Annotated in this window: 22 protein-coding genes and 2 tRNA genes; 13 read left to right on the plus strand and 11 right to left on the minus strand. The window is 69.8% G+C overall.

All coding sequences use genetic code 11. The annotated features are described in order from the left end of the window. Nucleotides 1-88: 88 nt before the first annotated feature. A complete protein-coding gene (locus ACRYCC_RS38965) occupies nt 89-739 on the plus strand; it encodes an FMN-dependent NADH-azoreductase (protein ID WP_433819103.1) in 651 nt (216 codons plus the stop codon). After that, nucleotides 736-1,056: a DMT family transporter gene (locus tag ACRYCC_RS38970; RefSeq protein ID WP_433819104.1), complete on the plus strand. Its 321-nt coding sequence runs from the start codon at nt 736-738 to the stop codon at nt 1,054-1,056. The genes ACRYCC_RS38965 and ACRYCC_RS38970 overlap by 4 nt, the downstream gene beginning before the upstream one ends. 56 nt (nt 1,057-1,112) lie before the next feature. Here ACRYCC_RS38970 and ACRYCC_RS38975 read toward each other — a convergent pair whose 3' ends face one another. Then, complete coding sequence (locus ACRYCC_RS38975) at nt 1,113-2,405, minus strand: amidohydrolase family protein (protein ID WP_433819105.1); 1,293 nt, start codon at nt 2,403-2,405, stop codon at nt 1,113-1,115. A 61-nt stretch (nt 2,406-2,466) separates the two neighbouring features. On the opposite strand from ACRYCC_RS38975, the gene ACRYCC_RS38980 reads away from it, so the two are divergent. Next, entirely contained in the window at nt 2,467-2,988 is a 522-nt protein-coding gene (locus ACRYCC_RS38980) for a MarR family winged helix-turn-helix transcriptional regulator (RefSeq protein ID WP_433819106.1), read from the plus strand. A 26-nt stretch (nt 2,989-3,014) separates the two neighbouring features. Here the strand turns inward: ACRYCC_RS38980 and ACRYCC_RS38985 are convergent, their stop codons facing one another. Then, complete coding sequence (locus ACRYCC_RS38985) at nt 3,015-3,158, minus strand: hypothetical protein (RefSeq protein WP_433819107.1); 144 nt, start codon at nt 3,156-3,158, stop codon at nt 3,015-3,017. 215 nt (nt 3,159-3,373) lie between these two features. On the opposite strand from ACRYCC_RS38985, the gene ACRYCC_RS38990 reads away from it, so the two are divergent. After that, nucleotides 3,374-5,155, plus strand: a complete 1,782-nt coding sequence (locus ACRYCC_RS38990; protein ID WP_433819108.1) for a sulfatase-like hydrolase/transferase — start codon at nt 3,374-3,376, stop codon at nt 5,153-5,155. A gap of 31 nt (nt 5,156-5,186) precedes the next feature. Here ACRYCC_RS38990 and ACRYCC_RS38995 read toward each other — a convergent pair whose 3' ends face one another. The 3 genes from ACRYCC_RS38995 to ACRYCC_RS39005 all read right to left on the minus strand — a co-directional run bounded on the left by ACRYCC_RS38995 (nt 5,187) and on the right by ACRYCC_RS39005 (nt 8,864). Beyond that, nucleotides 5,187-6,611 (minus strand): GntT/GntP/DsdX family permease, encoded by a 1,425-nt coding sequence (locus tag ACRYCC_RS38995; protein WP_433819109.1) that lies wholly within the window; start codon nt 6,609-6,611, stop codon nt 5,187-5,189. A 159-nt stretch (nt 6,612-6,770) separates the two neighbouring features. Then, the gene (locus ACRYCC_RS39000; RefSeq protein ID WP_433819110.1) at nt 6,771-8,093 is read right to left on the minus strand and encodes an MFS transporter; all 1,323 of its coding nucleotides are present in this window, start codon (nt 8,091-8,093) and stop codon (nt 6,771-6,773) included. 12 nt (nt 8,094-8,105) lie between these two features. Then, entirely contained in the window at nt 8,106-8,864 is a 759-nt protein-coding gene (locus ACRYCC_RS39005; protein WP_433819111.1) for a DeoR/GlpR family DNA-binding transcription regulator, read from the minus strand. Nucleotides 8,865-9,072: 208 nt separating this feature from the next. Between ACRYCC_RS39005 and ACRYCC_RS39010 the strand changes: the two genes are divergently transcribed. Beyond that, nucleotides 9,073-10,035: a DMT family transporter gene (locus ACRYCC_RS39010; protein WP_433819112.1), complete on the plus strand. Its 963-nt coding sequence runs from the start codon at nt 9,073-9,075 to the stop codon at nt 10,033-10,035. On the opposite strand, the gene ACRYCC_RS39015 is transcribed toward ACRYCC_RS39010, so the two are convergent. Both ACRYCC_RS39015 and ACRYCC_RS39020 read right to left on the minus strand, forming a co-directional pair. After that, the gene (locus ACRYCC_RS39015) at nt 10,025-11,017 is read right to left on the minus strand and encodes an NAD-dependent epimerase/dehydratase family protein (protein WP_433819113.1); all 993 of its coding nucleotides are present in this window, start codon (nt 11,015-11,017) and stop codon (nt 10,025-10,027) included. The genes ACRYCC_RS39010 and ACRYCC_RS39015 overlap by 11 nt on opposite strands. 89 nt (nt 11,018-11,106) lie before the next feature. Further along, entirely contained in the window at nt 11,107-11,481 is a 375-nt protein-coding gene (locus ACRYCC_RS39020) for a cupin domain-containing protein (protein WP_433819114.1), read from the minus strand. Between the two features lie 72 nt (nt 11,482-11,553). Here ACRYCC_RS39020 and ACRYCC_RS39025 point away from each other — a divergent pair, with 72 nt between their 5' ends. Continuing rightward, nucleotides 11,554-12,000: a MarR family winged helix-turn-helix transcriptional regulator gene (locus tag ACRYCC_RS39025; protein ID WP_433819115.1), complete on the plus strand. Its 447-nt coding sequence runs from the start codon at nt 11,554-11,556 to the stop codon at nt 11,998-12,000. Between the two features lie 203 nt (nt 12,001-12,203). After that, nucleotides 12,204-13,187 carry a TerC family protein gene (locus tag ACRYCC_RS39030; RefSeq protein ID WP_433819116.1) on the plus strand — a complete coding sequence of 328 codons (984 nt, stop codon included), beginning with the start codon at nt 12,204-12,206 and terminating at the stop codon, nt 13,185-13,187. Nucleotide 13,188: 1 nt separating this feature from the next. Here the strand turns inward: ACRYCC_RS39030 and ACRYCC_RS39035 are convergent, their stop codons facing one another. Beyond that, nucleotides 13,189-14,070 (minus strand): alanyl-tRNA editing protein, encoded by an 882-nt coding sequence (locus tag ACRYCC_RS39035; protein ID WP_433819117.1) that lies wholly within the window; start codon nt 14,068-14,070, stop codon nt 13,189-13,191. 55 nt (nt 14,071-14,125) lie between these two features. On the opposite strand from ACRYCC_RS39035, the gene ACRYCC_RS39040 reads away from it, so the two are divergent. From ACRYCC_RS39040 to ACRYCC_RS39065, 6 genes are all read left to right on the plus strand, one after another. Next, complete coding sequence (locus ACRYCC_RS39040) at nt 14,126-14,479, plus strand: MmcQ/YjbR family DNA-binding protein (protein WP_433819118.1); 354 nt, start codon at nt 14,126-14,128, stop codon at nt 14,477-14,479. Between the two features lie 57 nt (nt 14,480-14,536). Further along, nucleotides 14,537-15,481, plus strand: coding sequence for a MerR family transcriptional regulator (locus tag ACRYCC_RS39045; protein ID WP_433819119.1), 945 nt, complete (start codon nt 14,537-14,539; stop codon nt 15,479-15,481). Between the two features lie 172 nt (nt 15,482-15,653). Continuing rightward, a complete protein-coding gene (locus ACRYCC_RS39050; protein ID WP_433819120.1) occupies nt 15,654-17,618 on the plus strand; it encodes an adenylate/guanylate cyclase domain-containing protein in 1,965 nt (654 codons plus the stop codon). Between the two features lie 127 nt (nt 17,619-17,745). Then, nucleotides 17,746-17,820: transfer RNA gene (locus tag ACRYCC_RS39055), tRNA-Asp, on the plus strand. Nucleotides 17,821-17,849: 29 nt separating this feature from the next. Beyond that, nucleotides 17,850-17,923: transfer RNA gene (locus tag ACRYCC_RS39060), tRNA-Phe, on the plus strand. A 271-nt stretch (nt 17,924-18,194) separates the two neighbouring features. Beyond that, nucleotides 18,195-18,368: a hypothetical protein gene (locus ACRYCC_RS39065; RefSeq protein ID WP_433819121.1), complete on the plus strand. Its 174-nt coding sequence runs from the start codon at nt 18,195-18,197 to the stop codon at nt 18,366-18,368. 211 nt (nt 18,369-18,579) lie between these two features. Here the strand turns inward: ACRYCC_RS39065 and ACRYCC_RS39070 are convergent, their stop codons facing one another. The 3 genes from ACRYCC_RS39070 to ACRYCC_RS39080 form a co-directional block, all read right to left on the minus strand. After that, a complete protein-coding gene (locus ACRYCC_RS39070) occupies nt 18,580-19,146 on the minus strand; it encodes a hypothetical protein (RefSeq protein WP_433819122.1) in 567 nt (188 codons plus the stop codon). Between the two features lie 208 nt (nt 19,147-19,354). Further along, on the minus strand, nt 19,355-21,349 hold the full coding sequence (locus ACRYCC_RS39075; protein ID WP_433819123.1) for a hypothetical protein: 1,995 nt from the start codon (nt 21,347-21,349) through the stop codon (nt 19,355-19,357). Beyond that, nucleotides 21,346-22,281: a hypothetical protein gene (locus ACRYCC_RS39080; protein ID WP_433819124.1), complete on the minus strand. Its 936-nt coding sequence runs from the start codon at nt 22,279-22,281 to the stop codon at nt 21,346-21,348. The genes ACRYCC_RS39075 and ACRYCC_RS39080 overlap by 4 nt, the downstream gene beginning before the upstream one ends. Nucleotides 22,282-22,544: the final 263 nt, after the last annotated feature.

Below are 22,544 nucleotides of genomic sequence, written 5' to 3' on the forward strand. Positions count from 1 at the left end.
GCAACTCTATCTGGACGAGCCGTCCGGTTATCGGATAGATTCCACTTCACAGATAAGTGGACGCCATGTCCGGTTAATGGGAGATCTCATGACGACGCTGCTGCACCTCGACGCGAGCGCCCGCCGACGATCGTTCAGCCGGTCGGCCGGCGACGCTTTCGCGCTGGCGTGGCGGGAGACGCACCCGGAGGGCCGCTACCTCCATCGCGACCTCGCCGCCGACCCGGTGCCGCCGATCAGCGAGGCGTGGACCGAGATCTGCGACTACCTGCTCGAACACGGCATCACCGCGACCGACCGCTTCAAGGAGGCCGTGCGCACACCGGCACAGGCGAGCGCGTGGGCCATCGTCGAGCCGCTGCTGGCCGAACTCGTCGACGCCGATGTCGTACTGATCGCGACGCCGATGTACAACTACTCGATCCCCGCGTCGCTGAAGGCCTGGATCGACCAGGTCACCTTTCCCCGGATGACGCTGACCGGCCGGCGGTTCGTGGTCGCCACCGCGCGCGGCGGAGCGTACGGGCCCGGCACGCCCAAGGAGCCCTACGACCATCAGGAGCGGTACCTGCGCGACTTCCTCGCCGGCCACTTCGCCGTCGACGACGTCACCTTCATCAACACCGAACTGGTCAATGCGCGGCACGATCCCGCGCTGGCGCACCGGCTCCCCGCCCACCGGAACTCGCGGGCGGCCGCGATGCTCGCGGCCGACGAACTCGGACGGGCGGACCGATGAGCTGGCTTCTGCTGGTCCTCGCCGGCCTGGTCGAGATCGCCTGGTCGCAGAGCATCAAGCCGACGCAGAGTTTCACCCGGCCGCTGCCCACTCTGCTGTGCCTGCTGCTGGCCGCGATCGCGGTCTATCTGCTGTCACGTTCGATGCGGACCCTGCCGGTCGGCACCGCCTACATGGTGTTCACCGGGATCGGCGCGGTGGGCGCCATCGGACTGGGCATCGTGGTGAACAAGGACCCGGTCGGCTTCGGGCGGCTGGCCGCCTGCGGGCTCATCGTCGCCGGTGTGATCCTCGCTCGGATCACCACCCCGCACTGACGTCGGTTCCGGCGCAGAGATGACGACGGCGAGATGACGACGGCGTGCCGGGCCCGTCACCGGTCGCCGGCCAGCCGTTCCGCGGACTCGGCCAGGGCGGCGAGGAGGGAGCCGACGTCGTGGTGCAGCAGCCTGCCGTCGCGCTTGACGACCCGGCCGCCGACGAGCACGGTGTCGACCGCGCTCGTGTCGGCGGACAGCACGACGGCACCGATCGGGTCATGCGCGGGCGCCATGGCGAGGGTGTCGGTGCGGAGCAGGAGCAGGTCGGCCTGCTTGCCGGGGCGCAGTGATCCGGTGACGTCGCCGAGCCCCGCGACCTCGGCGCCCTCGATGGTGGCCATCCGCAGCACGTCGCGGGTGGTGAACCCCATGCCGGTCCCGTCGGGGCGGGCGCGTTCGAGGGTGTAGGCCGCCCGCATGAGGCTGAACATGTCGCCGGGCGCACCGGTGACGGTGTCGGCGCTGAGGGAGGTGCGCATGCCGGCCGCGCGCGCCCGTCCGGTCGCCGGGTAGCCGATGCCGAGCTCCGCCTCGACGATCGGGGAGAACGACGCGGTGCCTCCGCTGTCCGCGATCTCCTTGAGCGCGTCGCCGGTGTAGAAGTTGGGATGCACGTAGGTCGTGCGCGGAGCGAGCAGCCGGTTCTCCCGCAGGAAGGCCAGGCCCCGGGCGGCGCTCCCGGCTCCGTGGCCGCCCATGTGCACGGTGACGGGCAGGTCCAGGTCGCGGGCGAGCCGCCACTCGCGCAGGGAGCGGTCCGCACCGGCGATCTCGGGGCCGAGCGCCGCGAGCGCCATGGAGAGCAGCGGGCCGGCGCCGCCGAAGTGCTCCCGGTGGACCCGGCGGCCTTCGGCCTCGAGCCCGTCCGGACCGCCGTCGCCCCCGTAGCAGTAGCCCAGGACGGCCCTGATCCCGGCCTGCCGCAACGACTCGACGACGGCGGCGGTGTGCGCGGGCGTGAACTGCACGTGTGACCAGTCGACGAGGGTGGTGACCCCGGCGTCGAGGGCTTCGAGCGCGCCGGCCAGGTTGCCCGCGTACACGTCCGCGGCGCCGTACCGGGGGGTGAGCTCGCCGAGCACCCGCTCCAGATATCCACCGAGGGTGACGTCGGGCGCGATGGAGCGGATGCCGGCCTGCCACGTGTGCCGGTGGGTGTCGACGAAGCCGGGCAGCACGATGCGGTGCGTCGCGTCGATCACCTCCGTACCGGGAGCGTCGGGGAGGCCGGTCCCCACCGCGGCGATGCGGCCGTCCTCGACGAGCAGGTCCGCCGGACCGGTCGCCGACGGCACCGGCTCGGTGTCGATCACGATGCCGTTCCTGATCAGGATCCTGGATGTCATGATTAAAAGGTTAATAAGAAGCTTTCTGAAAAGCAATATGGACTGTGAGTACTCTTGGGGCGTGCAGCACGGTGACAGCGGGACGCGAGACGAGGTCGACGCGCTGGTCCCGCTATGGCAGGCGGAGCTTCCACCGTCGCTCGTCGCGACCCTGGAGCTCAGCAAACGGATCTCGCGTATCAGCGGCCTGTTCGAGCAGGCCGTGCGCGCGGAGATGGCCGAGCTCGGCCTGACCTACTCCGAGTTCGACGTGCTGGCGGCGCTGTACCGCACGGGCGAGCCGTACCGGCTCAAGCCGAGCGAGCTGAGCCGGTCGCTGTTCCTGACCTCGGGCGGCACCAGCAACGTGCTGCAACGGCTGACCAAGGCCGGGTACGTCGAGCGTGAGGCGAACACCGGAGACGGCCGCAGCCGGTGGGTGCAGCTGACGGCGGACGGGTGCCGGATCACCCGGACCGCGCTGGCGGCCTCGAGCCGGGTGCACACCGAGGTCATGGCCGGCGTGCCCGAGGAGAGCATCCGGGAGGCCGCCGACGCTCTGCGCGAGATCCTCCTCGTCGTCGGCAGACGCCGTTTCCACTAGCACCGCCGCCATGGCGGAGCACCCGTTCAGGAACCCGCCGCCCGGGTGAGGCGGGCGCCCAGCGTACGCAGATGCTCGGCGAGCTCGGACGGCCGGTGCGCCTCGAACTCGCAGCCGAGCATCATCCCCGTGCGGTCCGGATCTGCGGTAGGGCGGACGTCATCTGTCATGATGATTGCGGTACGGACCTTCTCGCCTTGCAGGGATCGGTCTGTACGGCAACAGATTCTTATCGGTGAAATGCCGGAATCGCAGAAGCCTGACCTGGTGTGCCGTGCGAGGTCAGGCCTTCGGGACGCGGCCGGGAAGGATCCGGCCCGGGTCCCTGAGCGCTGTGCCGAGCCCGGGGTCTACGCTCACCTCGTTCCGATCTATGGAGAGACCTATGCCGCGGCCGGGCCATCCTCGACGGCGCCGACCCAGTCGCCGCCAGTTCCTCACCGGCACCACCACCGCCATCAGCGCCGCGGCCCTGACGGCCTCGGCCGGGGCCCGGCTCCCCGTCGAGCCGCTCCCGCGACCGGGCAGGCCCGCCGACAGGCCCTCGGACAGCCCGCCGAACCTCGTGGTCATCATCCTCGACGACCTGGGCTACGGCGAGATCGGGGCGTACGGGCAGCGGCTGATGGCGACCCCGCGGATGGACCGGCTGGCCGCCGAGGGACTGCGGTTCACCGAGGCCTACGCGTCCTCACCGATCTGCGCGCCATCGCGGTGTTCGCTGCTGACCGGGATGCACACCGGGCACGCGACCGTCCGGGAGAATCCGTTCAACGGGCCGCAGGGGTCCCTGGTCTCCACCGACACGACGTTCGCCGAGCTGGTACGCGCCCGCGGGTACCGGACGGCATGTATCGGCAAGTGGGGCTTCGGCCCCGAGCGAGCCGGTCAGCCGAGCCATCCCAACGAACGCGGCTTCGAGGAGTTCTTCGGCTACATCACCCACCGCCACGCACACCAGTACTACCCGCAGTACCTCTGGCACAACGGCGCCAAGGTGCCGCTCCCGGAGAACGCGGGCGGCCGGCGGGGCGGCTACGCGCCCGACCTGTTCCGGGACCACGCCGTGGACTTCATCACCGGGCACTCCGACGAGCCGTTCCTGCTCTACCTCTCGCCGAACCTCCCGCACGCGCCGAGCGACGTACCCAGCGTCCGCGCCTACGCCCACCGGGACTGGACCACCGCCGACAAGGGGCACGCCGAGCAGGTCACCCTCGCCGACACCCTGGTGGGAACGGTGATCGACACACTGCGCGCACAGGGACTGGACCAGCACACCATCGTCATGGTGAGCAGCGACAACGGGCCGCACGAGGAGCGCGGCGTGAACCCGGACACCTTCAACGCCAACGGCCCGCTGCGCGGCGGGAAGCGCAACGTCTACGAGGGCGGCGTGCGGATCCCGCTGATCGCGTGGGCACCCGGGCGGATCGCGCCGGGGACCAGCCACCGGCCGACCTCCCAGACAGATCTGCTGCCCACGCTCGCCGAGCTCGCCGGTGCGCCGGCCCCGCGCGACGTGGACGGCGTGTCGATCGTGCCGCTGCTCACCGGCCGGACAGGCACTCCGCCACCCGGCCCGCTGTACTGGTACCGCAACGACGTGACGGCGACCAGGCGGGAGAGCGAGAACGATCAGGGCCGGAGCCTGCAGCTGGCCGAGGCACTCCGGCAGGGCGACTGGAAGGCGGTGCGGTTCGCGCCCGGCCGGGACCGCAACGTCGCCGACGACCAGTGGCAGGTCGAGCTGTACGATCTCCGCGCCGACCCCGGCGAGCGGTTCGACGTGGCCGACCGGCACCCGGACATCGTGCGGCGGCTGGTCGCGCTGATGCGCGCCTCATGGGTCGATCCGTACCCACGGCACAGCTACGGCCTGCGCATCGACGCTCCAGAGGCGCTCCAGCCCGGCCGTACGGTCGAGATCGCGGTCACCCTCAGCAACGGCTCAGGCGTCACCTGGAGCTCCAACCGGCTGACGCTGCGCGCCCCGGAAGGGTGGGAGGTGCGCCCGCTCTCCGCCCGTACCGCCGCCCGCCTGGCACCCGGCGAAGCGCTCCGCTCGACCTGGCGGCTCACCGCGCCCGCGGACGCCGCCACCGGACGGCTGCGCGCGACCGGTTCGGCCGACACCCCGGCCGGCCGCCTGCGCTTCACCACCTGACGGTGGCCTGACACCGCCCGGGCGGCCCGGCTCAGATGATGAGGCTGAGCAGCAGGATGAAGATCAGGGCGACCACCGAGATGATCGTCTCCATGATCGACCAGCTGCGGATCGTCTGTCCCACGCTCATCCCGAAGTACTCCTTGACCAGCCAGAAGCCGGCGTCGTTGACGTGGGAGAAGAACAGCGAGCCGGCGCCGACCGCCAGGGTGAGCAGGGCCAGGTGCGACGGGCTGAGTCCCGCGGCGGCGGGCGCCACGATGCCGGCCGCGGTGATGGTCGCGACGGTGGCCGAGCCGGTCCCCACCCGGATCGCCACCGCGATCAGCCAGCCCAGCAGCAACGCGGAGATGTTGCTGCCGTCGGCGAGCTGGGCGATGGTCTTGCCGACGCCCGCGTCGATCAGCGTCTGCTTGAAACCGCCACCGGCACCGACGATGAGGACGATGCCGGCGATCGGTCCCAGCGAGTCGCTCAGCGTCGCGGACATGCGCGTACGGTCCAGACCGGCGGGCCGGCCGAGGGTCACGATCGCCAGCAGGACCGCCAGGAGCAGCGCCACCAGCGGGGAGCCGATGAAGTCCAGGAAGTGCCGGAGCTTGTCCTCCTTGTCCATCCACAGGTCGGCGGCGGCCTTGCCCAGCATCAGCACGATGGGGAAGAGCACGGTGGCGAGGGTGATCGCGAAGCTCGGCCGCCGGGCCTTGGCCGCCTCGTCGTCCTCGGGCTGCTCGGGGATCAGGTGCTCGGGCGGTACGAGGTCGGGCATCCAGCGCGCGGCGATCCCGCCGAACAGAGGACCCGCGATGATCACGGTGGGAACGGCCACCAGCAGGCCGAGGGCCAGGGTGGTGCCGAGGCTGGACTTCAGCGTCGCGATGGCGGCGAGCGGCCCCGGGTGCGGTGGGACGAGCCCGTGCAGCACGGACAGGCCGGCCAGCGCGGGAATGCCCAGCCGGAGCAGCGACTGCCCGCTGCGCCTGGCCACCAGCAGGACCACCGGGATCATGATCACCAGGCCGATCTCGAAGAACATCGGCAGGCCGATGATCACGGCGATCAGCGCCATCGCCCAGGGGAGGGCGCGGTCTCCGGTCCGGCGGAGGATGGTGTCGACGATCTCGTCGGCGCCTCCGGAGTCCGCCAGCAGCTTGCCGAGCATGGCACCGAAGGCGATCAGGAGCCCGACGCTCGCGACCGTGCTGCCGACCCCGTCGCCGAAACTGGTGATCAGGTCCTCCAGCGGCATGCCGGCGACCAGGCCGAGCACCCCGGAGCCGAGCGCCAGGGCCAGCAGCGGATGGAGCTTCAGCAGGGTGATCAGGAGGACGATCGTCGCGATGCCGAGGAGCGCGGCCACGATCAGGCGGGTGTCGTGCCCCGTCCAGGACGAGGCGGCCACAGCCGTACTGCTGAGCGCTGTCACCTGGTTGTCTCCCTCCTCGATCGGCGCCATGGCGGCTCCGGACGATCACAAGAAGCGCCCTGGTCATTCCCCGCTCGTGAAGAACAAACAACCCTTTCTTGACCTATGACCTCCGATCTGGGCCTATGACCTGCGCTCTCCCCCTGTGCGGTCGCCCGGCCGAGGGTCTCCCGACGACACCCGGGCACCTCAGTCCAGCGCGGCCTGCCGGCCAGGAGCCGGGTCCGGTTCCGGATCGGAACGGGTGGCAGGAGTGGGTGTCGGGCGCTTCGGATGGCGGAGGGCGGAGGCGGTGAGCGAGACGAAGAGCGCCAGTGCGACCGGGATGGCCAGGGCCCTGGGGAGGCCGAGGAGTTCGGCGGCACCGCCGATCAGCACGGGACCGGTGAGGAAGCCGACGTAGCCCAGGCCGACCACCCGGGCGAGAGACCGGCCGGCCCGGGCCGGATCCTGGTTGCCCGCGGCCGAGAACACCTGGGGCGCAATGCAGGACAGGCCGGCGCCGAAGCAGCCGAAGCCGATCACCCCCGCGACGGGATGGCCGATGAGCAGCGCGGTGCCCAAGCCCGTGGCGGCCAGCACGCCACAGCAGCGCACCAGCGTCACCGGGCCGAGGCGCGCGGCGAGACGGTCACCGGCCAGCCGCCCGGCCGTCATCATGATCGAGAATGCGGCGTAGGCGACGGCCGCGAACCCCGGCGAGCCGCCGAGGTCTTCGCGCACGTAGACGGTGCTCCAGTCCGCCGCCGCGCCCTCACCGACAAGACAGCAGAACGCCAGCAGCCCCAGGAACAGCACCCCGCGCATCGGGGCTCCGGCCCGGGCCGGTGGCTTACCCGGCGCGGCACTTCGCGGTTCCGGTGCGAGCCGTACGGCGTCGCGCGGTTCGGCCGGGGGCGCCGCGGCATCGCCGGGGTGGGCCGCCGCGGGCACCAGGCCGAGCGGCAGGGACCAGCGGGCCGCCCACACGGCCTGCGCGGTCACCAGCACCGCGACGGTGAGAAAGGTCGTGGCCGCGCCGAGGCCGGCGTGCGCGAACAGGCCGCCGACGGCCGCTCCGAGGAATCCGCCGATGCTGAACACCGCGTGGAACGACGACATGAGCGGTCTGCCCCAGGCGCGCTCCACCTCGACCGCGTTGGCGTTCATCGCGATGTCCAGCGTGCCGTGCACGGTCCCGAAGACGAACAGTGACAGGCCCAGCGTCAGCAGATCGGGGGCGTACGCCGGCAGGATCAGCACCGCGCCCTGGAGCAGCGCGACCGGGATCATCACCTTGGCGCTGCCGTACCGGTCGACCTGCCGTCCCATCACCTGCATCCCGGTGATCGCGCCCGCGGCGAGCCCCAGCAGGCCGAGGCTGAGGTGACCGTCGCTCAGTCCCAGCCCCTGCTTGATCGCGGGAAGGCGGGACGTCCACGTGCCGATGGCCGTGCCGGAGAGCAGGAACAGCAGGTAGACCGCGACCCGTCCGCGCAGGAGCGCGTGACGGTCTTCGGGAGTGAGGGGCACGTGCTTCTCCGGTCAGACGATGCGTACGGCGACGTTCGCGGCGGTCAGCGCGTCGTGTTCCGCAGGGGGGATGCCGTCGTCGGTGACGACGACGTCGAGCCGGTCGAGGCGGCAGACCGCGCCGAACGCGGTCCGCGAGAACTTGCCGGAGTCACAGGCGACGATCACCCGGCGGGCGGAGGCGATGGCCGCCTGCTTGATCGCGACCTCGGGCAGGTCGTGGGCGGTGAGGCCGTGCCGGGCGGACAGCCCGCAACAGCCGATGACCGTCGTATCGAACCGCAGTGACGTGATGGAGGACTCCGTGAGGGGTCCGTGGAAGTTGAGCTCGCCGGGCCTGACCTCGCCACCGGGCAGCACCAGGCGGATGCGCGCGCCTCCGGTCAGCTCGTGCGCCGGCTGCATGGCCAGCGGGACCACGGTGAGCCGCCGGTCGTGCAGTGCCCTGGCCACCTCCAGCACGGTGGTGCCGCCGTCCAGCAGCACCGCCTCGCCGTCGGCGAGCAGCGCCGCCACCTCGGCGCCGATCCGCCGCTTGGCGTCGGCGGCCTCGCGCTCCCGCGCCGCGAAGGGAGGCTCGTCGCCGCGCAGCAGCAGGCTCTGCGCGCCTCCCCGGATGCGCCGGACGATCCCCTGCTGGGCCAGTTCGTCCAGGTCGCGGCGGATGGTCATCTCCGACACGCGATGCTCCGCGGCCAGCTCGGCCACCGCGACGCTGTCCTGAACCCGCAGTGCCCGCAGGATCGCCGCAACCCGATCCGAACTCTCCATCCGTTCATACGAACACACCTGATGTGAGATTGGCAAACCCGGCAGATCGGCAAACCCCAGAGATCCGCAACCGGGTGAGATCGACAGACCCGTGATGGCGAACCCGGGAGATCGACAGACCCGGCCCGGACCGCAGCCCGCCCGGCCCTCCCGCGACCACGCGACACTTCGCCCGAGGCGGAACTGATCCGGCTATACGGTCATGCCCATGGTGCTGGAACGGGCGGGGACGGAAGCGACCGGATCGTCGAAGGCGGGGCTCCTCCCGGTGGCCGCGGTGCTGGTCACCGTCGTGCTGTGGGCGTCGGCCTTCGTGGCGATCCGCCATGTCGGCCACGAGCTGTCGGCGGGCCCGCTGTCACTGTGCAGGCTGGTCGTCGCCGCCGCGGTGCTGGGCGGCGTCATGCTGGCACGCCGGCACCCACGCGAACGGCAGCCACACGAAGGGCCCCCACGCGAGGGGCCCCGGCGCGGGCGGTTCCTGCCGCCACGGGGGGCCTGGCCGAGACTGCTGGTCTGCGGGGTGTCGTGGTTCGGCGTCTACAACGTCGCCCTGAACGAGGCCGAGCGGCGGGTGGACGCCGGGACCGCGGCGATGCTGATCAACATCGGGCCCCTTCTGATCGCGATACTGGCCGGGGTACTGCTGGGCGAAGGGTTCCCCCGGCGGTTGATCACCGGCAGCGCCGTCGCGTTCGCCGGAGTCGTGGTGATCTCACTGTCCAGCTCCCGGGGCGGAGCCGCGGATCGCTGGGGCGTGCTGCTCTGCGTGCTCGCCGCGGTGGCGTACGCGATCGGGGTGGTGGCCCAGAAGCCGCTGCTCGCCGCCCTGCCGGCCCTTCAGGTGACCTGGCTGGCGTGCACGATCGGGGCGATCGGCTGCCTGCCCTTCGCGCCCGCGCTCGTCCGGGAGCTGGGATCGGCGCGACCCTCGACGATCGGATGGGCGATCTATCTCGGTGTGATGCCGACCGCGCTGGCCTTCACCACCTGGGCGTACGCCCTCGCCCGGACCAGCGCGGGCAGGCTCGGCGCCACCACCTACCTGGTGCCGCCACTGGCGATCGCCATGGGCTGGGCGCTGCTCGGCGAGACCCCCGCGGCCCTCGCCTTCGCCGGCGGCGCACTCTGCCTCACCGGTGTCTACCTCTCCCGGCGCATCAGTCCTTGAGCAGCGCCGCCTCCACCTCGGCATCGAGACCCACCCGGGGCCGGTCGGGCCGCTGCGGCGGCGCTCCGTCCAGGCCGCGCAGCCACGCCCAGGTGTCGGCCACCGTGTGGGCGACCGGCCGGCAGCGCAGCCCCGAGGCGAGCGCCTTGGACACGTCGGCACGGTGGAGGAAGTCGTAGTCCTCTCCCGGCGGCATCCAGATCGGCAGGTCCGTCCACGGCCGGACCCCGGCCGCCAGGATCGGCTCCGGATCGATCCACCGCAGCTCGGCGTCGGAGCCGGTCACCCGCACGCAGGTCTCCAGCAGCTCGCGCATCGTGGTGAACCCGGGCCGGCTGACCAGGTCGTACGCTCCGCCGACCTGGCGTTCGGCGGTATCGAGACTCCACGCCGCGACATCCCGGACGTCGATGTACTGCAGTCCCGCGTCGGCCGGTCCGGGAGCCAGTACGCGTCCGCCGCGCGCGATGCGGTTCAGCCACCACGGCAGGCGGCCGATGTTCTCGTGGGGGCCGAGGATCAGCCCGGCCCGGACCAACAGGGCCCGCTCTCCGAACTCCGCGACGGCGGCGAGCTCTCCGCCCGCCTTGGTCCGGGCGTAGTCCACCTCGCCGTCGTCCGGAGAGGCCTCGACCAGAGGCGCGTCCTCCGCCTCCGCCGAGCCGGGCGGCCGCGGCTGGACGTACACCGACCGGCTCGACACGTAGACGTAGCGGTCGACCCTGCCCGCCAGCACGTGCGCCGCATCCCGCACCGCCGAGGGCGCCCAGGACCAGGTGTCGACCACGACGTCCCACTCGCCCGGCCCGTCGAGAGCGGCCAGGCCGCCCTCGGCCGTACGGTCGCCCACCAGGGCGGTGACCCCGTCCGGAGGGCGGTGGGTGCCCCGGTTGAAGACGGTCACCGGCCAGCCACGGGCCAGTGCCCCGTCGACGAAGGCGCGCCCCACGAACTCCGTCCCGCCCAGCACCAGAAGTCTCATGGACGCCACTCTGCCCGCCGATCCCCGCCGGCCGTACCGCTACAAGCTCATAGCGGAATTCCGTTTGGAAGGCGTTTCGGCCGGATTGTCTAACGGGTCCACGGTGGGGCGATCCGGGTCCCGTCGGCCAGCACGGCCTCGAGGCCGACGCTGGTGGTGACCCAGGCGGCGGCGGGCTCCTCGCCGTCGTTGTCCACGCACAGCGTGGCACCGGCCGGGACGACGGCGGCGTCACCGGGGGCGAGCGGGGTCATCGTGCCGTCGATCGTGATCGACAGGGCGCCCTTCATCAGCAGGAGCACCTCCTCACGGCTGACGGTGTGCGCGAGCCCTCGTGAGCCGGCCGGCACCTCCAGCCGCCAGGCGCACAGCTCCCGGCTGCCGCTTGCGGGGTTGGCGTAGGCGGTGAAACGCGCGCCGTGCAGCTCGTGGACGACGGCCTCCGGGGCGTGGATGACAGGCATGCTGGACCTCCAGATAGGCAAGTAGCTTGCCTATATAGTCAAGGAGCTTGCGCACTATGTCAAACTTGGCGGGTGGACGACGATGACGCCATGGCCCTGGCCGCCCTGCTGCTCGCCGCGGGCAGCGCCCTCGTCGACGGCATCCACGCGGGCGTCACGGCCCACGGCTTCGACGATCTCCGGCCCGCGCACGGCTTCGCCTTCGCCCGGCTGGCCCCCGGGGGCGCGACGGTCAGCGAGCTGGCCGACCATCTCGGGGTGACCAGGCAGGCCGCGAGCCAGCTGACCGACGAGCTGATCCAGAAGGGCTACGTCGAGCGCCACCCCCATCCCAGTGACGGGCGGGCCCGGCTCATCGTGCTCACCGAGCGGGGCTGGGCCTGCACCCGGGCGGCCGAGGAGGCCGCCGCGGAGACGATCCGGCCCTGGGCCGCCCGCCTCGGCGAGGAGCGGCTCCGCGCCCTCCGCGACGACCTCGCACTGATCGCCCGGCCCGGTCACCTGCGTCCTACCTGGTGATCCCTGGTGGTCCAGGAACTAAATCGGCTGCCAGGCGAGTTGTACACAGAACATGGAGGGGAGTATCCCTACGCGGCAGTGTCGTCAGCACGGCCCGCTCCGCTCGGCGGAGTAGGGCCCGGCACCGTCGGTTCGCAGTCTCGATTTCTCGATGCGGACGGGAGAGACCTCCGGCGTACACGTCTGCCGCCGGAGGTCTGAACATGAACGTACCGCTGTGGGTCTGGGCCCTGACCGTCGCGGGGCTGATCGCCCTGATCGTCGCCGATCTCCTGCTGATCGATCGCGGCGAGCCCCGTGAGTTCACCCCACGCCGGGCGGCGGTCTGGTCGACCTTCTACATCGTGCTCGCCGTGCTGTTCGGCCTGGGCATCCTGGTGTTCTCCGGCGGCGTACCGGCGGCGCAGTTCTTCGCGGGCTACATCACCGAGAAGAGCCTGAGCGTCGACAACCTCTTCATCTTCTACGTGATCATGACGCGGTTCGCCGTGCCGGTCACCAGCCGGCACAAGGTGCTGATGTACGGCATCGTGATCTCGCTGATCCTGCGCGGCCTGTTCATCGCGGTCGGCGCGGCGGCGATCGCCCAGTTCCAGTGGCTGTTCTTCATCTTCGGCGCGTTCCTGATCTGGACCGCGGTCGGCCTGGCGCGCGGCCACGACCACGACGAGTTCAAGGAGAACGCGCTGCTGCGCTGGAGCAAGCGCGTCCTGCCGACCACCGCCGGGTACGAGGGGGCACGGCTCTCGGTCAGCCGGAACGGCCGGCGGCTGTTCACCCCGCTGTTCATCGTGATGGTCGCCATCGGATCGACCGACCTGCTGTTCGCCCTGGACTCCATCCCCGCCATCTTCGGGATCACCCAGCAGCCCTACCTCGTCTTCACCGCCAACGCCTTCGCCCTGATGGGCCTGGTGCAGCTGTACTTCCTGCTGGGCGGCCTGGTGCAGCGGCTGGTCTACCTCAGTCACGGGCTGGCGTTCATCCTGGGCTTCATCGGGGTGAAGCTCATCCTGGAGGCGCTGCACGGCTACCACGTCTCGTGGGCTCCGGAGATCCCGATCTGGCTGTCCCTGACGGTGATCGCGGGCACCATGATGGTCACCGCCGTGGCCAGCCTGGTCAAGATCCGCCGGGACACGCCGGAGCCCGAGCCGGTCAAGGCGGCCACCCGCGCCGGCGAGTGAGTCAGCTCGCAGCACCGGCCGGCACGGTGACCCGGGTGTCCATCACCAGCGTCGTGCCGTCCGCCGAGAGCTCCAGGGTCACGGCGACCGCACCGAGCTCCGACGTACGGCGCAGGTGGGTGCCCCCGCAGGCGATGCTCGCCTCGCCCTTTCGCAACCCGCAGTGCCAGGTGCGCCGGGCCGTCAGCTCGGGGCCGGGGGCGTCGATCCACACGGGCGCGTCCTCGGCGACCCACTCCCGCACCCGCTCGTTGACCAGCCGGGTCAGCTCGGGCAGGTCCGCGTCGAGTCCCTCGGTGGTGAAGCCCTTCTTGCGCAGGGACTTGCCCAGGCGGTACTCGTCCCGGCTGCCGTACTCGAGGATCCTCGACGAGGTGATCGCCAGCCGGTCGAAGTCCGGGCTTCCCAGGGCGTCGGGCGGCACCTCCTTGCGCCAGCGGCCGCCCAGGGTCTCGTTGAGCGCCAGCGCCACCAGGTGGCAGCCGGTGTGGCCGGCCGACAGGGCGTCGCGGCGTACGGCGTCGACCGCCAGCACCGCCTCGTCCCCCACCGCGAGGTCACCGGGCTCCGCGTCCACCACATGCGCGACCAGCCAGTGCCAGCCCTCGGCCCCGCGGCGGACCGGGATGTCGGAGCCGAGGACGGGCCGGCCACCGTCGTGCGGCACGGCGGCGGTCACGCAGTCGGTCACGGTGTGGCCGGTGCCGCCGACGGTGATCGTGCCCAGATCTGCGGGCTGATCCGGCCAGGTAGGGTCCAGCGGATGGAAGGGCGTCTCCTCGACGACCACGCCGAGCCCGCCCGGCACGGGCATCACCTCGACGATCACCGAGACTCCGCCGACGTGTCCGGAGGGGAAATTCACGAGCGTCGAGGCGGTCATCGTGCCAATCTATCCAGGCTCCAGACGTGGCCGGCCGGCTGAGGGGACAACACCGATGGTGACGCTCGATGACGTACGGAGGCTGGCGACCTCCCTGCCACGGACCGAAGAACACCTGATCCGGGAGCGCGTCAAGTTCCGGGTCGGCCGGATCGTCTATCTGGCGCTCTCCGCCGACGAGACCGTCATGGGGTTCGCCTTCCCCAAGGAGGAGCGGGCCGCGCTGGTGGCCGCCGAGCCCGGGAAGTTCCAGATGCCCAGGCCCTCCGACGAACGCTTCAACTGGGTCCACGTACGGCTGTCCTCGATCGACGAGTCCGAGCTCCGGGAGCTGGTCGTCGAGGCATGGCGCATGGTCGTGCCGAAACGGGTCGCGGCCGCCCATCTCGGCCCCGGAGCCCTCTCGTGACATGCGCTCCCGTCAGGGCTTGAGTCTCCAGCGGCTGGAGACCGCAGGGTGAGGGACATGGACGGCGGCACCCTCTACACGATCGGCGAACTGGCCCGCCGCACCGGCCTGCCGGTACGGACGATCAGGTTCTACTCCGACTCGGGTGTGGTGCCGCCGACCGACCGCAGCCCCGCCGGCTACCGGCTGTACGACCTCGACGCACTGGCCCGTCTCGACCTCGTCCGTACGCTGCGCGACCTCGGCATCGACCTCGCCACCATCCAGCGGGTGCTGGCTCGCGAGGTCTCCGTCACCGAGGTCGCGGCGGCGCACGCCGAGGCGGTGGACGTGCAGATCCGCGCTCTGCGGCTGCGTCGCGCCGTACTGCGAGCCGTGGCCAAGCGCGGGTCCAGTCCCGAGGAGATGGAGCTCATGCACAAACTGGCCAAACTGTCCGACGAGGAGCGGCGGCGCATCCTCCACGACTTCATCGACGAGACGTTCGGCGGCTTGGACGTCATCCCCGAGTTCGTGGCGATGATGCGATCGGCCATGCCGGAACTGCCCGACGATCCCGCTCCCGAGCAGGTCGAGGCGTGGGTGGAGCTCGCCGAGCTGGTCCAGGACCCCGAGTTCAAGGCGAGTGTCCGCCGGATGGCCGAACGACAGGCCGCCGACCGCCTCAATGGCGACGGCGACGAGATGGGCGTCCACAAGCGGCTCGGGGACGTCGTCGTGGAGCAGGTCGGCGCCGCCCGGTCCGCGGGCGTCGAGCCCGCCACCGAGCGCGCCCGGCCGTTCGTGGACGAGATCGTCACCGCCTACGCGACGGCGTTCGGCCGTACCGACGACCTCGCCTACCGCCGCTCGCTGCTGGAGCGGATGGAGACCGCCGCCGATCCACGCGCCGAGCGGTACTGGCAGCTGCTGGCGACCATCAACGGCTGGCCGACCCAGCCGAGCCTGGCCCCGGTGTTCGACTGGTTCATCGCGGCACTGCGCGCGGAGATCACGACCTAGCTCCGCACGGGCAGAGCCCGCGGCGTCGTCCACAGGGTGTGGACGACGCCGCGGGCTCTCCCGTGCGGCCCGTTCCGGGGAGGCCCCAAGCCCTGCCGGGACCGCGTTGCAAAGTAGAGTGACATTCCCTGTCCAGTGCGGCGGACGCCCGGCGCTGAGAGGTGGGGTACACGTGACCGGCAGGGCGGTGAGCCGGAGTCTCGGATCCAAGGCCAAGCGGATCGCTGCCCGGGTGGCCGGCTGGCCGGGAGTGCCGCAGACCGTGCTCGAACTCCGGGTCCGCTGGGTACTCGCCTTCACCGTGGTGGTCGCCAACGCGGGCGGCGCTCTCGTCGTCCTGCTGTTCGCGACCTTCGTGATCCCCAGCCCTCCGGACGTCGACACCGCGCAGGTCCGGATGGTCAACTTCATCGCGTTCTTCTCGTACCCCGTGATCGCGGGGCCGGTGGCACTCGCCTGGGGGCTCCATCTCTTCCGGCCGGTCCGTCATCTGGTACGCGACGGCGGCGTACCCGATGACGAACAGCGGCACGCCGTGCTGTACGGCCCGCTGCGGCTGACCATGGTGCAGGGCACACTGTGGGTCGCGGGCGCACTCGCCTGGGCCCTGCTGAACGGCTTCTTCTCGGGCCTGCTCGCCCTCAAGATCGGGCTCACCTGCCTGCTCGGTGCCATCACCACCTGCGCGATCGTCTATCTGCTGGCCGAACGGCTGCTGCGTCCCGCCGCCGCCCTGGTGCTGGCGGTGACGCCGCCGGGCAGCCACGGCAGGCGGCCGGTCAGCGTCACCACCCGCGCGATGATCGGCTGGGCCCTCGGCACCACCATCCCGGTCCTCGGCCTGATCTGCGTGGCCATCGCCGCGCTGGCCGTGCCGGGCATGAGCACCACGCAACTGGCCATCGCGATCCTGGGGCTGGGCGGCATCGCGCTCGTCGTCGGCTTCCAGGTCACCTACGTCGGCTCCCGGGCCATCGGCGACCCCATCCAGTCCGTACGCGAGGGCATGGCCCAGGTGGAGCGCGGCGACCTCGACACCGAGGTCGAGGTCTACGACGCCAGCGAGCTGGGGCTGCTGCAGACCGGCTTCAACCACATGGTCGCCGGGCTGCGCGAACACGAACGGCTCCGGGACCTGTTCAGCCGGCATGTCGGCGAGGACGTCGCCGAGCTCGCACTCCGCCACGACATCGAGCTCGGCGGCGAGACCCGCGACGTGGCCGTCCTGTTCGTCGACCTGGCCGGCTCCACCCAGCTCGCCGAGACCCGCCCGCCCGGCGAGGTCGTCTCGCTGCTCAACACCTTCTTCGGCGTCGTCGTGGACGCCGTCAACCACAACCAGGGGTGGATCAACAAATTCGAAGGGGACGCCGCCCTGGCCGTCTTCGGCGCCCCCGCCGAGCTCTCCGACCCCGGCGGCAACGCGCTGGCCGCCGCCCGGGAGCTCGCGCTCCGGCTCCGCCGTGACGTCCCCCAGGTACGAGCCGGCATCGGCGTGTCCGCCGGGCCCGTCGTCGCCGGATACATCGGGGCCGAGCAGCGCTTCGAGTACACCGTGATCGGCGATCCGGTCAACGAGGCCGCGCGCCTCAGCGACCTGGCCAAGGCCTCACCCGACGGGGTCCTCGCCGCCGGCAGGGTCCTCGCCGCCGCGCTCCCCGACGAGACCCGGCACTGGGACCTCGGCAAGTCCGTGATCCTGCGCGGCCGCAGCAAGCCGACCAGGCTTGCCAAGCCGCGGGTGGCCCTGCCACCCGGCAGGCTTCCCCCTTCCCCTCCCCCGCCTTCGCCCACCCCGGTCCGCCGCCGTCACGGCCGGTTGCGGCGATCCCTGAGCCGGGCGATCGAGCTGGAGCTGTGGAAGCCGCCCATCGCCGGTGAGCCGCTGCCCGTCACACTGCCCGACCGGCTCCCCGGCCCGGCCCCGGTGCCCGGCTCTGCCCCGGCGCCCGGACCGGATTCGCCCGGCCCGGATTCGCCCGGCCCGGATTCGCCCGCGTCCGGCCCCGTACCGAGGCCGGGCAACGCACCGGACGGGGCCGCCGCCGGGCGCCCGCGCCGCCCCCGGCTGAGGCTGATCAACTTGGTCAGCGGGGTCGGAGCGGTGCTCGGCCGGCCCCGGGATCCCGAGCTCTGAGGCGCTTCCAGGCCAACGCAAACGAGTTGGCGCATGTCTCACGCATCGCGTATGCTCTCGGACGTTGCCAAGGGCGGTTCACCCCGGTCAGAGGTGGCCCCCGGAGCCTGTAGGCTCGGGGACGCAAGGTCCTGTAGAGCAGTTCGGAGTGCTCGCCACCCTGTCAAGGTGGAGGTCGCGGGTTCAAGTCCCGTCAGGACCGCCGAGACGCCCCCGTCAGGGGAACGTCACGGGCAGGTAGCTCAGTCGGTACGAGCGTCCGCCTGAAAAGCGGAAGGTCGGCGGTTCGACCCCGCCCCTGCCCACCTCACTGACCAGCCAAAAGACCCCGGAGCCACCAGGCTCGGGGTCTTTTCAACGCTGACGACCACGTGCCACTAAGCAGCTTCCTGTTCCTCGGGCCGGTTTGCCAGGCGCTGAGCATGTTTCTAACCATCTCTGATCTTCGTCGTCGGAGCGATCAGGGTCGGTTCAAGGTCGAGCGCCAGTCTGCTTGTTCATCGCTCGAGGACGCGGCGCAGCCACGCACACGAATTCCAGCTTGGACACATCGACGGGTATCGGGATGTTGCGCAGGTGTCGGCCAGCGTGGTGAAGTCGGCCATCAGCGTGTTGCGCACCGAGGGCTTGGTCATCGGCCAGCAGGGCAAGGGCGTGCTCATCCGAGACCAGGGCGAGACCGGGCCGCCGGCCCCTGCCGACGTGGTGATCGCGAGGGGGACGGGGATGCGGTGGAAATACAAGGACTGAGTCCGTGACGATTGCTGAGGGTGGCATCGCGCCGTAACGGTAGGGGCAATCGGCTAACGCGGCGCTTCCGGTCCTCGGGCCGGGGCCGGCCCTGCGGTCCGGATCACCTTGTTCTCGGGAAAAAGGGGGCCATCTCGAAATAGGGTGTGCAGGCCACAGCCTCTATGTTCTGGATGACCAGTCCGCGAGCGTGCCTATCTGACCTACCGACTCACTGGTGGTCGAGTTTGCCCTGGCCGAACTGGTGGTTGAAGTCGTTGATCTGGGCGGCGAGGTCGGTCCAGTTCATCATCTCGAAGACTGCTTGAAAGACCTGGAGGAGGGTTCGCTGGAGCCGAGGGTCCTCGCTAATTCGGTCCGTAGTCGTGAGGAGGATGTGCGCCAACCTGTCGATGTCGCTCTCAGGACGGTGGACTTCGGCGACGAGCGGTCGGACGTGTTCGTCGAACGCCTTCCATGAGAGGTCAGGGCCGGGCTGGCTAAGGTATTGAGTTAGCCACCACAGCCGGGCTCGGGTGATGTCAGCCAGATGACTCTTACATAGAGACGCGGAGGCGTCCTCGGCCAGAACTACATCGAGCCGGGCTGCCCGGCGTGCTTGGGCGAACGCTTCTGAGCGTGCCAGGTCGTGTTCGGGCAGCGTTAGTTCTAGGCGGCCGCGGTACTCGATATCCCGGTAAGCCGATGTCGGCTGCCAGGGCGCTAGCGCCACGGTCACGCTTTGTTCGGCTTCGAAAACTTGCTCCGGGAAGAGATCTCTTGTGATTCTGCTGGCCACGCTGTTCACCTTGGCGAAGGCCGCAGCACGTGCCGCCCCGGCGTTCGGGTGAGGTGAAGCCGACGAGGTGGGCTCCTCGTTCGAGACGGGCTCCTCGTTTTGGAGAGGGCGGTACCAGACCCGCCCCCTCCCCAAGAAAAAGATGCCGGGCACAGTGGTCGGCAGAGTAATCGTGATCCGTGCAGACCGCGCTCGCCGGAGCCTTGCATCACGCCTCATCGGCACTAGCGGTTCCCTGCCGTTCGAGAGAAATCTCTCCGGTGGACGCGTCGGGGATGGCCATTGTGACCGGCCGATCGGCTCTTGGCGACTCACCCAGGCTCTCGGGCTCCTCAGCCGTGTCCCTCCCGGCCGTCCGGTCCTGTGATCGTTGAATCAAGTACTCCAAGACGTCACCGACGAAGCCGTTGATGCCGTTGGGATCGTCGTCGGCCAGAGCAGGAAGGAGACCACGTTTGACGTCCCGCCCAATCGCGGCGCCGAACAGTTCAATGACACGATCTCGGTCAAGCAGGCCATGATCTGCGGCATCCCTCCACAGCCGCGCCGTCCCGACAGCGATGTCGTGAGTGTCCTCGTGGTCGAGGGCCTTTTGGAAAGCTTTGGCGATCACCGCACCACCCTGTGCGGATGCGAGTTCACGACCACCGTCGCCGCACAGCACGACCATGCCTCGTTCGGTCCCCGCCAGGCACAGGAACGCTACGACGCCCGCTCGTTCCAGTTCGGTCTTGCTGAGCAATCGCTGGATCGTGTCGAGAACCAGTCGCCGGTGTTTGGAGGCTCCGAGCGAGGTAAATGCCTCCATCAAGGCGGGGCTGATGGGGTTGGGGGACTTCAGAGCTGCACGCCCGAGCCGGGTGAGCGCCAGCCCGGGTTTGGCTTGACCAAACTGTCCGCCACACACAGCGGCGACAACGTCGACTTTCTCCTGCGACGGTTTGGCGGCCAACCAGGTGTACAGGCGGCCTCGGACGTAGGCACCAAGAACCGGATCAAGTGCCGCTTTCGACAACTCCTCGACCAGCAGCTCAGGCCGCTTGCCCGATAGTGCGTCGAAAAGTTCTTGAACGAGAGCATGGTCCTTGAGGCGAACCGCAAGATCCATGAGCGAGGCGACCACGCATCGAGCGTCATCGGCATCGAGTTCCAGCACGCAGCCGACGGACCAGTCAAGCAGCGTTTTCCGATAGTTCTCGAACTGCTCCCAAAGATGGAGACGGACGGCTGCGGCCAGTCCATGAGATTGGGGGTCCAGGCGCACTCCGTCCTTCGGACCGGAGATCTTGGCGTCCTCCAGTCTTTGGGAGGCGAAAGCGTCTGAGAAAACTTCTACGGGTGTCCGTTTGTCGCCGAGATGTTCGTGGAGCGCTTCAGACATGGCTAGCACCGACTTGCGTTGGCCGCCGTCGCACATGGCGGCTGACCAGATGAGCGTGCGCAACCCAAAGTCGCGGGGGCAGTCGTTCTTGAACCAGTCCTGCCAGCCGAGGAATTCCTCGGTGATCTTTTGGTTCGGGGTATCCGGATTCGTGGCTCGAAGGATTCCCACCAGCCGGGACACCTCACTGGCGCGAGGCGAGGATTCCCAGATCGCGCTGAAGGCATCGTCATTCAGACGCGCAACGAGGTGAACCGCTCCGGTGCTCTGCAGCATGCTGGTGGCGAGACTCTTGCTGGCGGGGGTGGGGATTCGGACGATCTGGTCGCGAAGCGGACGTAGCCATTGCTCGTCCGTCTTGGCTGCACAAATGAGCACGGCAAGATATGCACCTGCTTGCGCGGCCCAGGAGCGTAGCTCTGTGCCGAAGGCGGTGGATGGGGCCTTGCCGTACTCCGACAGGTCGAGGATGTACCCGTGGCCCGGCTGCGCGGGAGGGAGCAGTCTTGCCTTCGGCTGGTCCCAGTTGGCTTCCAGCCGGAAGAGTCGGTCGGTGCGGCACTGTTCACGCATCCTGCGTAGAGCTGCGGTGCCGCGTCCTGTTCCGGGGTCGCCGACGATTACCAGTACGCCGAGCTCAGCGACAATTCGGTCGCTCTCCAGCCAGTCCCGGCCGTCGGGATGGACGAACACGTCGTCGTCTGTGGGGCGCAGTTCCTCAGAAGTAACAGGCACAGGCTCGACAGATTCGTCGCCCATGAGGAACACCATCTGGTGTGCGGCCCAACCTGGGCCGTGAAACGTCGGGCTGAAGGACGTCATTCCTGCTCCTTGGGGGAAGGGGACGGCCCGTGCGTGTTGATGGTCAACCCGTGGAAGACATGGGACTGGCCAATGAACGTCGGCCCGTTGCCCTCCACACGGACACCGCCTGTCAATAGCGAGGCCACAGACTCCGACGTGGTGAGGTCGACGGAGTACTTGCTGTGGAAGCGGGCGCGGACCGTGTCGGCGTCCAGGTCGCCGGCGTGGGGACCGATCGCCTCGGCAAGCGTCACCAGCCGATCAAGCAGTACGTCCGCCGTCTGGCCGCTGCGTTGGGCGAGACAGCTCACATCGTCGAGGCCGGCACGCCAATCGCGTCCATCCTCCGCCGGATCGACCTGCCAGACACGGAGCCGCGACAACACCCGGTGGGCGAGGTGTTCGGCTTCAGGACGTTCCGCCCTGCTCGTCGCAGCGCCCAACGCCGTGACGATGTGTTCATAACGGGCACGCAGTCCCCGGTTGGTCACTCCTTCAGTGAGCAGGAGCTTGAAGGAGGCAAGGGAGCTGTGAGCGCGCGCCTTGGTCGCCAAGATCTCAAGCTCGCGGAGCTCGTCCTCCGGTCCCTTGGCTGCAACTCCAAGGAGAAGACGTCCGCTCTGAAGGCTGTGCTCGCGTGTCCTCCAAGTTTCTGCTGCCTGGCCAAGAACCGAAATGAGCGCCTCGCTGCTGCCGGTGATGGCCAGCGTCTTCTTGACCTGGAACTCGATCGACGTGCTGCGGTGCGCGGAACTCGCCCGCATGACGATGTCGTCGAGCACGCTCCCCGCGACCCGCTGTTGCAACGCAACACTCTCCACGGGCAGATCTATCCCCACAGGCACGTGCGCACCGCGTAGAAGCCTGCTGAACGCTAACGCCGCCACCCGGTACTCAAAGAGCGTCCCGGCGCCGCCCGTGGCCTCGGGAGACGCCATACCGTTCGCCATGCCCACCTCCTCCTGAAAGCGCCGTCGATGGCAACCTTACGAGGCAACACTGACAAACGGCAGCCATGGAGCTCGATACAGAGTTCGGTATGCGCGGCAAGCCGTTTTCATTGTGGTCGCGCACTGCTTGAGGTCACGGGCTGATCGCGGGCGGCGTGTCAGAAGAAGAACGTAGCGAACCCCCTGGTAGGAGAGTCAATCGACCAAGATCTATTTCCGAGTCCAGGAGTTTCAGGTGCTTTGTATCGTGCTGCACTGTCGTT

Origin of the sequence: Actinomadura scrupuli (assembly GCF_050971785.1) — a bacterium.
Classification (GTDB): Bacteria; Actinomycetota; Actinomycetes; order Streptosporangiales; family Streptosporangiaceae; genus Actinomadura_E; species Actinomadura_E scrupuli.